Consider the following 15131-nt stretch of genomic DNA (forward strand, 5'->3'; position numbering starts at 1 on the left):
TCATAACTTAATGATTTGAGTAGTAGAGATTTTTTGGTAGCGATCGCCAACTGAGTCAGTGGCATATCCATCCGCATCAAATTGTAAGACATCACCATAGGCACTCATCCAACCAATCAGTTTGGCGGGAACTCCTGCCACCATGCCATAGGCGGGGACATCTTTAGTGACCACTGCACCAGCCGCCACAAAAGCCCCCTCAAATAGCGTTATACCGCAAACAATCGTTGCATTCGCGCCAATACTAGCTCCACGCTTGATCAAAGTTGTGGCGTAGTCATTGCTGGTATTGCGAGGATATTCACAGCGCGGTGTTTTGACATTGGTAAACACCATGCTCGGACCACAGAAAACAAAATCTTCGAGAATTACGCCTTCATACAGAGAGACATTATTTTGAATTTTGCAGCGATCGCCAATAACCACATTATTCGCCACAAACACATTTTGAGAAAGCACGCAATCATTACCAATTTTTGCTTTTCCCATAATGTGTGAGAAATGCCAGATTTTTGTACCATCGCCAATCTCTGCACCAGCATCCACATAGGCAGACTCATGGACAAAATAATTTTGTAATGGTTGTGATGATTCAGAACTAGACATACATTGCTTCCTGTGCTTTCTCAAGAACTTCGACTACCGCCACACCATTCCAGCCATCGGACTTGGGGCGTTGGCGGCTAGAGAGGCAGTCGAGAAAATGTTGACATTCTAGTTTCAAGGGGGCAAGGTTGGCGACTTCCACCACATGACTACCCGCATCTTGATTGTTTAACTGCTGATCAATAGTTTTTTCGTGAATGGTCACAGCTTGAGCTACCTCGTCATATACCAGCATTTGCTTTTCCGCCAGTACCACTGTCGATCGCTTGATTTCAGGATAATACCAAGAGCTATGAATATGGGCAGTCTGACCAGTGGTAAATCGTAAATTGACATGGACATCATCAGCAATGCCAGTTTGCAATATCTCATGTCCAAAAGCCTTGATATCAGCAAGCTCTGGATTACCCAACAAATCTAAAACCACCGAAACATCATGGGGCGCAAAAGACCACCAGACATTTTCTTCGCGGCGTACCTTGCCTAGCTTGGTTCTTTGGGTAGATACATGAAAAACTTTTCCTGCTTTGCCACTGGCGAGGTAGTCACGCATCCAAGCGATCGCAGGTTGATAGAGCAATAAATGTCCTACCATTAAAATCCGCCCTGCACCTTCAGCATATTCTGCCAAATGCCTAGCCTCGGAAGTTTTTAAGGTCATCGGCTTTTCGATAAATAAATCTTTCCCTGCTTGCAAGGCAGCTAAGGCTAACTGGTAATGACTAGGTGCGGGTGTAGCGATGGCGATCGCCGTTACATCAGTTTCTAAAGCCGATTCTAAATTTTCGTAGAGAGGAATATCAGGAAAACCTAAAGCAATAGTATTTCTAAGATCGTGATTCATTTCTGCAACACCAGTCAATGCACCAAGATCATAAAAATTACGAACTAAGTTTTTGCCCCAATTCCCTGCACCAACAACTATTACTTTTACTAACGAATTATTCATAATCAATATCAAGCGATCGCATTCTGTATCTTAAAGCAATGTCACCTTAGTGCGATCACAGTCCAAATTTCTCGTGATTCCGCGTGTATCGAGTACAGCTTTCGCCTGTTTAACTAAATTTACATAATCAATATCACTATGATCAGTGGCAATTAGTACCAAATCTGCAACTGCGATCGCCTCATCAGTAAGCTCAATGGATTGAAAAATCTGATCATGAATTTTAATTTCAGGCACAAAGGGATCGTGATAACGAATATTGGCACGATCTTCTAATAACTTTTCAATCACATCAATGGATGGTGATTCTCGCCAATCAGCAAGATTTTTTTTGTAAGCAACGCCCATTACCAAAATTTGCGATCGCGATGGCGCGACCCCCACTTCATTAAGAACTCGCCAAGCCTTTTCCCTCACAAACTCAGGCATCCGCCGATTAATTTCTCCTGCTAGGGCAATAAAGTGGGTTTCAAAATTAAATTCCTTAGCCTTCCATTCTAAATAATGCGGATCAATAGGAATACAATGTCCACCCACTCCAGGACCTGGATAAAAGGGCATAATGCCAAAGGGCTTGGTATTTGCTGCATCTAGCACTTCCCAAACATTCAAATCCATGCGATCGCATAACAGAGCTAACTCATTGACCAAAGCAATATTCACAGCCCGAAAAGTATTCTCAAAAACCTTAACTAACTCGGCTGCTTTCGCGCTGCTGACAGTAACCACATGATCAATGGTTTGCTCATAAAAAAGCTTAGCAATTTCCAAAGAATTAGGGTCAGAAGCGCCTACCACTTTACTGGTGTTCTTAGTGGTATAGCGCTGATTTCCTGGATCAACTCGTTCTGGAGAGTGAGCGAGAAAAAAGTCACTCCCCTGACTCAAATCACTAACTGACTCTAAAATCAACTTCATTACTTCATCTGTTGTACCTGGATAGGTCGTTGACTCCAGAGAAATGAGCTGTCCTTGTCGTAGATGTTTAGCAATCTCATGGGTAACATTCTCAATATAAGTAATATTCGGTGCAAGATTTTTAGTCAAAGGAGTTGGCACACAAATTACGATTACATCTACATCTGCTAAATTCTCTAAACTAGTAGTTGCCTGTAATTTTCCTGTAGATACTAGTTCCTGTAACTCGCGATCGCTAACGTCAGCAATATAATTCTCAGCTTTATTGACGCGATCGACACGAATTGGATTTTGTTCTATCCCAATTACTTGAAATCCAACTTTCGCCTTTTCTACAGCAAAAGGTAATCCCACATAGCCTAATCCCACAACTCCAACAATTGCAGTTCGGTCTAATATTTTTGCCTGAAGTGTATCTAAGATATATTTTGACATTACTGTTTTTAAGATAAGTTAATAGACTTATTAGTGAATTCTGCAAGTTAAAAAAAGATAAATAGGTGTTTATATGATTGCTAATAATATTAGCGTAGTGATTACCTGCTATCGGGAAGGAAACTTACTGTTTGATGCAATTAATAGCATCTTATCCCAAACCTTACTCCCTTCAGAAATAATTATAGTCAATGACGCTTCGAGTGATCGCCGTACTATTGAGGTGTGTCAAGAATTAGAAAAAAATGCTCTAATTAAAGTTGTTTGGCGCGAAGTAAATGGAGGATCTTCCGTTGCTAGGGACAATGGCTTTGAAGTGGCTCAAGGTGATGTTTTAGTGCCATTAGATGCAGATGATATTTTGCTCAGTAACGCCCTAGAGCTTATTAGCAAAACTTTTGAGATGGAACAGCAAATCGGTTTCGTCTATGGAAATTATCTTAGACAAGATAAAGTTAACAAAGAGAAAGTTATTTGTCCTCAAGATATCTCCCTGCGGGAAATGTTGAAGTCTAAGCGATTTTCCCTAAGTTCTAATTGGAAACTCATCGGCACAACTCCCATTCGCAAATCCCTATGGCAAAGCTTGGGAGGCTATGACCCCAGCTTCGGTGTGAACGATCTTCACGATGTCGAGTTTTGGATTAGGGCGATCGCATCGGGTTGTCGTTATGAATATATTCCTGAAATAATTTATATTTGGCGCAAATACTTAGGTAGCAATAGTCGGCAGGTTACACCAATATCTTGGTATCGGATCGCCCAAAAGTATTTTTCGATTTATCAAGAGATAGGATTAACATATCGTGCTTATGAACTGTTACTTTTAGGCAGTAAATATCTAAGGAATCGCTCAGAAATTCAATATTATTCACAAGAAATCAAGCGTTGTATTTGTCAGGGAAATTTCCAACTTTCTACATTAATAACATTAGGAGTTCCAACAGGTATATTGCAATTCTTATCTAGTGAGTTGAGTCAAAGACGATAAATAATTTATTTCAAGAATTTACTTTAAGAAATTTCTGGGTTTGGGCTTGCGCTTAAAGTGCTGTAGATTTTGAGCATGGGTTAAAACCATAGGAATTGAGTAGACCATATGCGTACATTTATGCAGAGGGACAAGCCATGACTTTTACCTCAGATCCATCAAGCGATCGCTTCACACTGCCCGATCATACGCAACTTCCCGAATCGGATGGTACATTTGTGAAAAATTTTCAAGAGCATCCCCAAAGTATCTTGCTCACAGATTCGATTGAGCCGATTTTGCAAAAATACCATCCCGATGGACGATATGCAATCGGGCAGGATTCGGGCATTTATTGGCGGATGACGGAACCACCTGAAAAGGCTTCTGAAACCCCTGATTGGTTTTATGTGCCGAATGTCCCGCCGACGTTAGATGGTCAGTCTCGCCGTTCCTATGTGCTTTGGCAAGAATTTATTGCACCTCTGATCATTTTAGAGTTTGTGTCTGGTACTGGCAAAGAAGAGCGCGATCGCACGCCTTGGACAGGTAAATTTTTTATTTATGAGCAGGTGATTCGCCCTGCTTTTTATGGCATTTATGAGTCACAAAAATCCAGCATTGAGCTATATCGCCATGTGACGAATCACTTTGAATTGGTTCCTGCTAATGAAAGAGGGCATTTTCCCATTGAGGAGCTAGGTGTGGAGATTGGCATTTGGCAGGGTGTTTACCAAAATTTGGAATTGCCTTGGCTGCGCTGGTGGGATGCTGACGGCAATTTGCTGCTAACAGGTTGGGAAACTTCTGAGCAAGAAAAGTTAATTGCCCAACAGGAAAGGTTAATTGCCGAACAAGAGCGTCAACGGGCGGAACAGGAGCGTCAAAAAAATGAGATCTTGGTCGCCCAACTACGTGCGGCAGGAATTGAACCACAGCTATAGCTGCGATTCGATCGCACTCAACAATTTCTCTTGTGTCCAAGTTTGGTACAAATGAGCCGCGATCGCTGCTGCACCAGCTCCAACACCTTCTTTAACAAAGCCTTGTTCATAGGCTTGTAACTGCGGAAACTTAGATTTGGCAAAACTTAGCTGGGTGGCAAGTAAGGGTACATCGCGCACAGCTAAGGCTAGATCAACAGTGTTGCCTGTAGGATCTTCAGCAACCCATCGGGTTGTGCCGATCACGATCGCCTCAGGATTCCAGACTAAATGTTGCTCATTGGCGATCGCTCTCGCGAGAGCATAAACAGCTAACATTTGGGTTCCGCCCGCCAGCAATACACCTACATGACGACTTGCAGCGATCGCCATTCCTGCCACTACAATTTGCATGGGATCGCCCACTGCTGCCACTATTTCCAAGGACGTGGCTGGTTGCTCTAGATGCTGTAATCCCGTTTGAACGACTTCCCACTTTTGATCATGGTTACAGATAGGATGAGAGCTATTGATTTTATCTTTTGCATCTATTCCTAATGCAGTTAGAACCGCGAGAGCTGTAGTCGTGCCACCAACTACACATTCACTCAAGATTACATAGGCCCCTGCTTGTGCTAACTTCTCTCCCCACACTAAGCCCTGTACAAATAATTGCAGCACTGTTTCAATTGGCAAAGCCTTACCCGTACTCAGACACTTGGCTGGTAATCCTCCGAGGGCGATCGCCTTGGTCTTAACTGTCGGTGCGATCGCTAAGCCTGCATCAAAAATAAAAAGCGGTAATTCTTGCGCGGCAATCACGGCACGGGAAATTAAGACGGGGGATGCACCTTCAACAAGGGTTGGTAAAGGGAAGTTGATATTCGCGCCTGTCGCGAGAAACTCAGCATCAGCGATCGCTGTATATTTGCGGTCTTCAGGAGTTGCTCCTGCGGCGGATATATTAGGAATTAATCCTGTTTCCGTAAAACCCAACACACAAGCAAAGACTGGACGTTTACCACGATAGTTTTTGAGCCAAGCTTTCGCTTTTTTGCGTTGTGTGAAGGTCGTAATCATTAAACTTATTTGCAAAAGTTATTGAAAGTAAATACTTCTGAGGTGATTTCGTTAAGACAGTTAAAGATTATCTGAAGAAGTAACCAAAAGGTCACATTTAGGTTCTTACAATGAACGTAACACATACAGCAATCCTAATTTAATTTGTGGGTGAGTAGGTTAATTCATAAATTGTCTCTACTCTTCTATAGCGGTTTTCAAATGAGTGCATACTCATTTGAAAACAAAAAATCAATCCCATCAAGGCTTTTGAGTTTTTATTTTGCATAAGTAAAATGAAACCCGCTATAGGTTGCGAGATCACAAATTTGGGTAAGTGAAGATAATTGAATAAGGTGCATGAATGAAGATAGGCGTTATCAAGGAAATAGAATTTGGTGAACGTAGAGTAGCGCTAATTCCTGAAGTTGTTAGCCGCTTAACTAAAAGTGGATTGGAAGTATTAGTTGAAAGTCATGCGGGCGAGTTGTCCTTTTTTGCAGATTCCACCTATGTGGAAGCAGGAGCAAAAATTATCACTGACAAGAGCGCTCTGATTAATGAATCAGAGATTTTGCTCAAGGTCGGTGCACCTCGCGAAGAGGAAGTGAGTATGTTCAAACAAGGACAGATCACGATTGGTTTTCTAAATCCTCTAGGGAGACCAGAACTAATTCGCCGTCTTGCACATCAGGGTGTGACGGCGATGAGCATGGAGATGATCCCGCGCAGTAGTCGCGCCCAAAGTATGGACGCTCTTTCTTCACAAGCTTCGATCGCTGGTTACAAAGCCGTACTAATCGCAGCAGCAGCTTTGCCTAAATATCTACCGATGCTGACTACCGCCGCAGGAACGATCCCGCCAGCCAAAGTAGTTGTGTTGGGTGCTGGTGTCGCAGGGCTTCAGGCGATCGCCACGGCGCGTCGTCTTGGCGCACAGGTGGAAGCCTATGATATTCGTCCTGCGGTACGGGAGGAAGTCCAGAGCCTTGGTGCAAAATTTATTGATGTGACTCTAGAAGAAGACACAACTGCCGCAGGTGGCTATGCGAAAGAGATTTCGGAAGCTGCCAAACAACATGCTCAAGTGATTCTTGCTAAGCATATTAAGGATGCGGACATTGTGATTACCACCGCTCAAGTCCCTGGACGCAAAGCTCCTGTGATGGTTACCGATGCAATGATTGCTCAAATGAAGCGTGGCTCGATCATTGTTGATCTGGCTGGAGAGCAAGGCGGAAACTGCGAAGGAACAGTTGCTGGCAAAGATGTGAATTGTCATGGTGCAACAATTATTTCGCCAATTAATCTTCCTGCTTCGATGCCGATCCATGCTTCTCAAAAATACGCCAAGAACTTACTCAATTTGCTCAATCACCTGATCAAGAAGGGTGAACTGCAACTTGATTTTGATGACGACATTATCAGCAGCACCTGTATCACTCATGCTGGTGAAATTCTCAATCAACGAGTTAAGGATGCCCTCTCTCAACTAGCAGTCACAGCCTAATTTTGTGATCCCGTAACCCCATAGGAGCGATTTATGAATTGCTCCTATGAGTTGCAGTGAGTGAAATGAGGACAAAGCTCAATTTAATTAAATATCAACCATGAACGAATCATTAATTAGCGCTCTATTTGTCTTTGTACTGGCTTCATTTGCAGGATTTGAAGTAATTAACAAAGTTCCACCGACATTACATACACCACTAATGTCAGGTTCCAATGCTATTTCAGGGATATCGGTAATTGGCGCTTTGATTGTGGCTGGTAGCGATGTTAATCCCAATTTTTCCGTGATTTTGGGACTAATCTCCGTTGTCTGTGCCACGGTTAACGTTGTTGGCGGATTTCTTGTCACCGATCGCATGTTGCAAATGTTCAAGAAGAAAGAGGCGTAAAGCATCATGCTCGAAAATATCTCAGGCTATGTGCCAACAGGAATTCAGCTTACCTATTTGCTGGCAGCTTCCTTATTTATGATTGGTCTCAAACAGATGGGATCACCTGCTACTGCGCGTAAGGGAAATTTACTCGGTGCTGTAGCAATGTTGTTAGCGGTCGTAGCCACATTGCTCGACAAGCAAGTATTGAGCTATGGCTTGATTTTGGTAGCGATCGCGATTGGCTCAGCGATCGGCTCTCTGATTGCTTACAAGGTCGCCATGACCGACATGCCACAAATGGTGGGCTTACTCAATGGTTTGGGCGGTTTAGCTTCTTCTTTAGTTGCCGTGGGCGAATATTGGCGCGTGATTAGTCATGGACTCACCTTGCCCCTAGTCGATAATCTCTCAATTATTGCCAGTGTCCTCATCGGTAATATCACCTTTACGGGGAGTATGGTCGCCTTTGCGAAATTGCAGGGAATCATGAGAGGTGCGCCGATTCGGTTTGCCTATCAGCAAACGATTAATATTTTGCTGTTAGTTACTTTTGCTGTTGGTGCAGCTATGTTAATTGCTAACCCTGCTGATATTGTGGGATTCATTGGCATTAATATAATTTCCCTTTTAGTAGGTGTACTGTTTGTGATCCCCATTGGTGGTGGCGATATGCCCGTGGTGATCTCATTGTTAAACTCCCTGTCGGGTGTTGCTGCTAGTGCCGCAGGTTTTGTGGTGATGAATAATGTGCTGATTATCTCTGGTGCATTAGTTGGTGCTTCAGGTTTAATCCTCACCCAGATTATGTGTAAAGCCATGAACCGCACTCTTCCCAATGTCTTGTTTAGTGGTTTTGGTGCAGCCTTAGTCACAGAAGGTGATGCAGGGGACAATAGCAACAAAACTGTAAAAACTATTGATCCCGAAGAATGCGCGATGATGTTGGGCTATGCGCGATCGGTGGTAATCGTCCCTGGTTATGGGATGGCAGTTGCTCAAGCACAACACTCCGTTCGTGAGTTGTCGGATATGCTGGAACGCAAAGGTGTGGAAGTGAAGTTTGCGATTCATCCTGTGGCAGGTCGGATGCCTGGACACATGAATGTATTGTTAGCTGAGGCAAATGTGCCTTATTCACAACTCTATGACATGGACGATATCAATACCCAGTTTGAAAATACTGATGTGGTGTTGATTATCGGTGCGAATGATGTGGTCAACCCTGCGGCGCGAACTAATCAAGCTAGCCCCATTTATGGAATGCCGATTCTGGAAGTGGATAAAGCCAAAAATGCGATCGTGATTAAGCGTGGTATGAGTGCTGGGTTTGCAGGTGTGGAAAATGACCTGTTCTATCAACAAAAAACAATGATGTTATTTGGTGGTGCTAAAGATATGGTGGGCAAGTTAGCTAATGAGCTAAAGCAAATTTAAGCTAACTTGCTCTGGGTTTACTTAGGGCATAAAACCAAAATAAAAGTGGTGACGCAAAGCGTCACCACTTTTATTTTGGTTTTTGATTTTCAAATGAGTGCTTACTCATTTAAAAACCGCTATATGTGTGGATTATGATAGATATTGTGGCTCATCTGTACAGATAACGATATGACTCAAACCTCGCTTCCACCTCTATCTCAAGAACCACAAAGCCAAAATTTCTTGCAGCCTGAAAGTCCACAGTCAAGTTTATGGGCATCAGATTTTCGACAAGAAGTATCAGCTTTGACGACGCGACTGTTTATCCAATTGCGTCGCCGACCAACAACGCTGATTGCAGGAGTATTACAGCCTTTGATGTGGTTGCTCTTGTTTGGTGCGTTGTTTAGTGGTTTGCCTAAAGGTTTAGTCGGAGATGGTCAGACCTATGTGCAGTTTTTAGCGGCAGGGATCATTGTCTTTACAGCCTTTAGTAGCGCCCTTAATTCGGGATTACCGATGTTGTTCGATCGCGAATTTGGTTTTCTCAATCGCATCTTAGTCGCGCCTTTAGTATCCCGATTCTCAATTATTATTGCTTCTGCAATTTTTATTATTGCGCTGAGTATGGTGCAAACTTTGGCGATCGTCTCAGTCAGTGGCTTTATGGGTGCGGGCTTGCCCAGTCTGAGTGGTTTGGCTGTAATGTCATTAATCTTGATGCTGCTCATCGTCGATTTTACGATGTTGAGCTTAGGACTTGCCTTTGCTATGCCAGGACACCAAGAGATGTTAGCGTTTATTTTCTTGGTGAATTTGCCCTTAATGTTCTCTAGTACAGCTCTTGCACCTCTTGCATTTATGCCGACTTGGTTGCAATGGATCGCTAGCCTCAATCCTTTATCTTGGGCGATTGAACCAATCCGTTATGTGTATAGCCACAGCACATGGGCATGGGATAGCGTGGTATTTACTGCTCCTTGGGGAAATATGACGATCGCTAATGCAGCGATCGCTTTATTAAGTTTTGGTGTATTCGTCGGTATATTCATTCGCGGTACTTTGCGCCGAGGCGTAGCATGATTGCTGAAATAGGTGAAGTTCCTGCTTTGCCTGAAGTCCAACCCTTTGCCGATAACTGGTCATATCTCAAAGCAGAATTAGCTTGGCTGGATCGGGTATTGATGCGATCGCTAGCTAAACAACGTCAAACTAACCAAGAAGTTGATCGCGTAGCAAAATCTGCTGTTGACCGCTCCACTAGCCATTGGTGGAAAGGATTCATTGCGATTGATCCTTCTAAGGGCGGTAGTCTTGCACCCAAACAATTACCACAGATTCCACATCCTCTTGGTCGTTATGGGGATCGTCTTGCGGCTAGTCGTGACAATAATATTCGTCTAGCGATTCCGACCTTGTGCAATCGCCTAGAGCTAGGTCAATTCGAGCGAGATTTACTGATTCTCTGCCTTGCCCCTGAAATTAGCCGCCGTTATGAAAAACTCTACGCTTTCCTAAATAACGATGAAAGCAATTGCAAACAACCTACGGTTGATTTGGCTCTGCGGCTCTTTTGTCGCTCCGATGGTGAATGGCGAAATGCACGTAATACGATCTCGGCAACATCACCTTTGATCAAACGCAAAATTATTCAGCTTTATTTGCCTGTAAATAGTACAGCGCAATCGCTTCTTGCCAAAGCGATGCTACTTAGTGAGAAAGCAGCAACTTATCTGCTCAGTGAAGACTTACCCATTGAATCGGTTATTCCTAAACCTAGAACCAGCAAGACAAAAAGAAAAGGATAGGCGACGCATTGCGTCGCCTATCCTTTTCTTTTTGGAACTACCGAAAAAATTAATCAGCGATCGCCATCAAAGTATTTCTAAGAAATACGCAGTAATTCAACATCAAATATCAATGTTGCATTTGGAGGAATTACTCCACCTGCTCCACGAGCGCCATAACCTAGATCAGGAGGAATAATCAAGGTGTAGCGATCGCCAACACGCATAATTGATAAACCTTCATCCCAGCCCTTGATCACTTGACCAATGCCAAGCTTGAACGAAAAAGGACTATTGCGATCGCGAGAACTATCGAATTTAGTTCCATCTTCGAGCGTACCTGTGTAATGAACAATTACGGTATCGCCTTTTTTAGGAGTTGCACCTGTACCAGCAGTGATCACTTTATATTTGAGACCAGTGCCAGTTTCTTTGATTTCAGAATCACTCATACTAATTAAAGGTGCTGCTGCTATTTTTACTTCTGTTTGATTTGGCACACCTGTAGATGGCGCGCCTGTGCTGGCAACTGCTGGCTGTCCACCTGTAATTTGAGCAACTACAATGACCAGTACCGCAACTGCCATAATGCCAAAGCTAATCAAAATTCCTTTCAAGGCTATATTCTCCAATCAATTACGTGATGACTTAGCTTTTGGAATCTTATACCAATTAATACCAAATCACAAAATGGCTACGCCATTTTGTGATTTGAAAACCCTTACTGGGTTTGGTTTTGAATTCCCGAAAGTGTAGCTACACTTTCGGGAATTGGTATAATTATGACTACACTTCACTTACGCAAAAAACAAAAAAGAGTCCGCTCAGCGAACTCTTTTTTGTTTAACATGCCAGGAACGAGATTTGAACTCGTGACACGTGGATTTTCAGTCCACTGCTCTACCAACTGAGCTATCCCGGCGCTGTGCGTTTTTTTGCGCTTTACTAAGATAACACTGATGGGGAATTTCGAGCAATAAAATTTTAAAAGTTTTCTAGAAATTTGGAATTATAGATAATTTAGATCTGGCATAAAGCGCCACCTTTAATTTTTTACGCAAAAACACAAAATGGCTCAGCCATTTTTGTGTTTTCGCATTATGAGCCAGTCACTACCCAGAAAACTGATCGCAAGCCATCGCGCAAAGCTTTAGCAGGATTTTCAGACTTGATGCTTGAGGGAATTGTTACAGGATGCATCTCAATACCACGACTGCCTAAAACAATTTTGCCAATAACAAGAGCACGGGGCATATGAAAATCCGAAGTCAGCACATATACATCCGTGATTTTACGTTGCTGAAGCTCCGTCACCATAATCGTAAAATTAGTGACTGTATCAACAGCACGGTAGTCTAAATGAATGCGCTTGCGCTCAACACCTGCACGGTCAAACACATATTCAGCATATTCCTCTGGACTGCCTGACGACACAAAAATTGGTAATTGTGGATGTTGTAAAGCAAACTGAGCAGCAAACTGTTCACGGGTGGGAGAACCGCCCAAGACTAGGATCGCCTGTGGTTCTCTAGGCGATGGAGGAGTGGTACTAATTGGCGGCAAGCATGGTACGCCAAAAATCATGCAACCAGAGCCAATTAACCCAGATAAAGCTGTCATGGTACTTCTGCTAGGGAATGGGTTAATCATCATCACTAATGCGCTGCGAATCAGCAAAATATTATCTGCATGATGGAACAATATGCAACAAGATATTTCCGTGGTTCTGAGAAATGCTCTTGTTGAGTCAATTCTCAAAAATCTAGTTCGCGTCGCCCCTCGATCGCTTTGGCGAGTGTTACCTCATCTGCATATTCTAAATCACCACCCATCGGAATGCCAAAGGCAATTCGCGTAACTTTTGTAAAGGGTTTTAATAATCCGCCCACATATAAAGTGGTAGTCTCGCCTTCGACACTGGGCGCGATCGCCATAATTACCTCCGTGACTTTGTTGCCACTGACCCGTCTCACTAGGCTTTGGATATTTAGTTGATCAGGGCTAATGCCATCCATGGGCGAAATTAGTCCACCGAGAACGTGATACTTACCACGATATTCGCGAGTTTTTTCAAGTGCAATCAAATCGCGGGAGTCAGCAACTACACAGATTACAGAATTATCGCGACTGGGATGGGCGCAAATTTCACAAATTGGCTCTGCCGAAAGATGCCCACATATTGTGCAAAGCCCAACCTGTTGTTTTGCCTGAATTAATGCTTGAGCAAGGGCTTCCACCTCTTCAGTAGGACGTTTGAGAATATGCAGTGATAGACGTTGAGCAGTTTTTGCCCCCACACCAGGAAGGCGCTGCAATTGCTCAATCAGGTTGGCTAGAGGTCGAGTATACAAAACAGCGAAGGCGTGAGTTAACGTTAACAATTTTAACGTTAACTCACGCCTTCGCTGGATCTAAAACCCAAAAGAGAGTTGCGCCGCGAAGCGGCGCAACTCTCTTTTGGGTTTTGGTATTATGAATTGGCTTTGGCAAAGCGACTTTGCAAATCGTAGGCTTCTCGCTCCATTAGATTATCTTCGTATTTTTGTTTGCCGCGTTTATATTCCACAAAATATTGATAGCCAAATTGATCTAACCCTCCGTTTTGAAAACATTGGCGCACATGCACCATTTCGTGAGCTAAAACTGATAATTGCTTGATATCTTCAGGCTTGTAAGCATCACGAAGATAAATACGATCGCAATAGGTTTGGGCGATTGTCTCGACTTGACCAAAATGTACAGCCACATTGCCAAGTACCCAACGATCCATCATTTGCGAGTTGTAAATGACATGCACACGATCAATATAGTCGATGAAATATCTCCTCAGATAACGCTTTTGGACATTATCTAAAGGTAGACCTTCGCCATTTTTAGAACGCATGGTTCTTGCGGCTGCTTGATAGGCGATCGACCCTGCTTGTCCCCAAGCTTCCTCCGCGAGACTGGATTTGGTTTCTGAGTCCGCAAAAAAACTCACGTCGGACATCCCTATGGTTGCGACTAAAGCAAGAGTTAGCAAAATTAAAAAAACTATTCTCCGAATGCTATTCATGGCGCTTTACAGAGCTTTTAAAACTACGCCATCCCTCTAGTCAAGAATTGGTGATGAGGTGCTTAGCCTCCTCATCACCAATTCTTCACTTTATATTTTCTATTTATTGGGTGGCAAAGGAGTAACTAAAGAATTGATGTGGATATGACTTAGTTATTGCAGTTTTAATTTTGCTGTAGGCAAAATTAAAACTGCAATAACCTTACTATAGCTATAGCTATCTGTCTTGGCGCAAATCAAAACCCAAGAATTGATTGACACCACTCTGCGCCGCCAATCAATTCTTGGGTTTTATGTTCTAGTAAACTTGGCGACAGCTATAAAATTGGTCTTTCCAAATGAGTCTGCGCTCATTTGCAAACTGTAATAATCTAATTGTTTTGATTTAATTCGTTAGAAACAATCACTACTGTGATGTTATCGCGACCGCCGCGCAACTTGGCTGACTCGATGAGAGCTTGTGCTGCTTGCTGACAATTGCGAATGCCCTTGAGATGATGGGTGATTCGATCATCGCTTAATTCTTCAGTCAAACCATCACTACAGATCAAGAAGCGATCGCCTGGTTGCCATTCGATTTCACGCGCCGTAATTGATTTAACATCTTCCCGTCCTAAGCATTGCAACAACATATGTCGCCAAGGATGGCTTTTAGCTTCATCAGGGTTGACGACCCCAGTTTGAATAGCTCTAGCAATCCATGTGTGATCATCGCTGATCTGTTCTAGTTTGCTGCCACGTAATCGATACAACCGTGAATCACCAATATGGCAGAACCAAGGCTGTTCATCTCGAAACAGCAACACCACAATAGTCGTTCCCATATCCGATCGCACAGGATTAGCGGCTTGATCATTAATGATTGCTTGGTTAGCTTTGTCAATCGCATCTTGCATTAGCTTCTGAGGAGTCACCTCGACATCCCACAGAGCTTCTAAACATGAACGAATGGAATCGACGGCAATCTGACTTGCCACCTCGCCACCTGCATGTCCTCCCATCCCATCAGCAACTACAAAAAATCGTCCCTCAGGGTCGATATAGTAAGAATCTTGGTTGGCTGATCTGACGCAGCCAGTATCGGTTGCTCCCGCAAATAGACGCTTCATGTTAGGTGGTTCGGCTCG

16 protein-coding genes and 1 tRNA gene are annotated in these 15131 nt (G+C 43.3%); 7 read left to right on the forward strand and 10 right to left on the reverse strand.

Annotated features, from left to right (window positions below; genetic code table 11):
- From ABM313_RS22235 to ABM313_RS22245, 3 genes are read right to left on the reverse strand one after another with little or no spacing between them, the layout of a single operon-like run.
- A complete protein-coding gene (locus ABM313_RS22235; protein ID WP_434685303.1) occupies positions 1-606 on the reverse strand; it encodes an acyltransferase in 606 nt (201 codons plus the stop codon).
- Positions 599-1555 (reverse strand): Gfo/Idh/MocA family protein, encoded by a 957-nt coding sequence (locus ABM313_RS22240; protein ID WP_434685305.1) that lies wholly within the window; start codon positions 1553-1555, stop codon positions 599-601. Before ABM313_RS22240 ends, ABM313_RS22235 begins: the two co-directional genes overlap by 8 nt.
- 30 nt (positions 1556-1585) lie before the next feature.
- Positions 1586-2908 (reverse strand): nucleotide sugar dehydrogenase, encoded by a 1323-nt coding sequence (locus ABM313_RS22245; protein WP_434685306.1) that lies wholly within the window; start codon positions 2906-2908, stop codon positions 1586-1588.
- Positions 2909-2981: 73 nt separating this feature from the next.
- Between ABM313_RS22245 and ABM313_RS22250 the strand changes: the two genes are divergently transcribed.
- Together ABM313_RS22250 and ABM313_RS22255 are read left to right on the forward strand one after the other, a co-directional pair.
- The gene (locus ABM313_RS22250; protein WP_434685307.1) at positions 2982-3899 is read left to right on the forward strand and encodes a glycosyltransferase family 2 protein; all 918 of its coding nucleotides are present in this window, start codon (positions 2982-2984) and stop codon (positions 3897-3899) included.
- A 137-nt stretch (positions 3900-4036) separates the two neighbouring features.
- Positions 4037-4822: a Uma2 family endonuclease gene (locus ABM313_RS22255; RefSeq protein ID WP_434685308.1), complete on the forward strand. Its 786-nt coding sequence runs from the start codon at positions 4037-4039 to the stop codon at positions 4820-4822.
- On the opposite strand, the gene cobT is transcribed toward ABM313_RS22255, so the two are convergent.
- Positions 4817-5881, reverse strand: coding sequence for a nicotinate mononucleotide-dependent phosphoribosyltransferase CobT (gene cobT / locus ABM313_RS22260; RefSeq protein WP_434685309.1), 1065 nt, complete (start codon positions 5879-5881; stop codon positions 4817-4819). The genes ABM313_RS22255 and cobT overlap by 6 nt on opposite strands.
- A gap of 343 nt (positions 5882-6224) precedes the next feature.
- On the opposite strand from cobT, the gene ABM313_RS22265 reads away from it, so the two are divergent.
- From ABM313_RS22265 to ABM313_RS22285, 5 genes are all read left to right on the forward strand, one after another.
- The gene (locus tag ABM313_RS22265) at positions 6225-7370 is read left to right on the forward strand and encodes a Re/Si-specific NAD(P)(+) transhydrogenase subunit alpha (RefSeq protein ID WP_434685310.1); all 1146 of its coding nucleotides are present in this window, start codon (positions 6225-6227) and stop codon (positions 7368-7370) included.
- A gap of 100 nt (positions 7371-7470) precedes the next feature.
- Positions 7471-7761, forward strand: a complete 291-nt coding sequence (locus ABM313_RS22270; protein ID WP_434685312.1) for an NAD(P) transhydrogenase subunit alpha — start codon at positions 7471-7473, stop codon at positions 7759-7761.
- 18 nt (positions 7762-7779) lie between these two features.
- Positions 7780-9180, forward strand: a complete 1401-nt coding sequence (locus tag ABM313_RS22275) for an NAD(P)(+) transhydrogenase (Re/Si-specific) subunit beta (protein ID WP_434688562.1) — start codon at positions 7780-7782, stop codon at positions 9178-9180.
- Between the two features lie 171 nt (positions 9181-9351).
- Positions 9352-10245: an ABC transporter permease gene (locus ABM313_RS22280; protein WP_434685313.1), complete on the forward strand. Its 894-nt coding sequence runs from the start codon at positions 9352-9354 to the stop codon at positions 10243-10245.
- A complete protein-coding gene (locus ABM313_RS22285) occupies positions 10242-10970 on the forward strand; it encodes a hypothetical protein (protein ID WP_434685314.1) in 729 nt (242 codons plus the stop codon). Before ABM313_RS22280 ends, ABM313_RS22285 begins: the two co-directional genes overlap by 4 nt.
- A 77-nt stretch (positions 10971-11047) precedes the next feature.
- Here ABM313_RS22285 and ABM313_RS22290 read toward each other — a convergent pair whose 3' ends face one another.
- The 6 genes from ABM313_RS22290 to ABM313_RS22315 all read right to left on the reverse strand — a co-directional run bounded on the left by ABM313_RS22290 (position 11048) and on the right by ABM313_RS22315 (position 15113).
- Entirely contained in the window at positions 11048-11566 is a 519-nt protein-coding gene (locus tag ABM313_RS22290; protein WP_434685315.1) for an FKBP-type peptidyl-prolyl cis-trans isomerase, read from the reverse strand.
- A 232-nt stretch (positions 11567-11798) separates the two neighbouring features.
- Positions 11799-11871, reverse strand: a tRNA-Phe gene (locus ABM313_RS22295).
- 176 nt (positions 11872-12047) lie between these two features.
- Positions 12048-12569 (reverse strand): YdcF family protein, encoded by a 522-nt coding sequence (locus ABM313_RS22300; protein WP_434685316.1) that lies wholly within the window; start codon positions 12567-12569, stop codon positions 12048-12050.
- A gap of 134 nt (positions 12570-12703) precedes the next feature.
- On the reverse strand, positions 12704-13300 hold the full coding sequence (recR, locus tag ABM313_RS22305) for a recombination mediator RecR (protein ID WP_434685317.1): 597 nt from the start codon (positions 13298-13300) through the stop codon (positions 12704-12706).
- Positions 13301-13419: 119 nt separating this feature from the next.
- A complete protein-coding gene (locus tag ABM313_RS22310) occupies positions 13420-14004 on the reverse strand; it encodes an eCIS core domain-containing protein (RefSeq protein WP_434685319.1) in 585 nt (194 codons plus the stop codon).
- 371 nt (positions 14005-14375) lie between these two features.
- On the reverse strand, positions 14376-15113 hold the full coding sequence (locus ABM313_RS22315; protein ID WP_434688564.1) for a Stp1/IreP family PP2C-type Ser/Thr phosphatase: 738 nt from the start codon (positions 15111-15113) through the stop codon (positions 14376-14378).
- Positions 15114-15131: the final 18 nt, after the last annotated feature.

This window comes from Pseudanabaena minima str. Chao 2107 (assembly GCF_051131155.1).
GTDB lineage: Bacteria > Cyanobacteriota > Cyanobacteriia > Pseudanabaenales > Pseudanabaenaceae > Pseudanabaena > Pseudanabaena minima.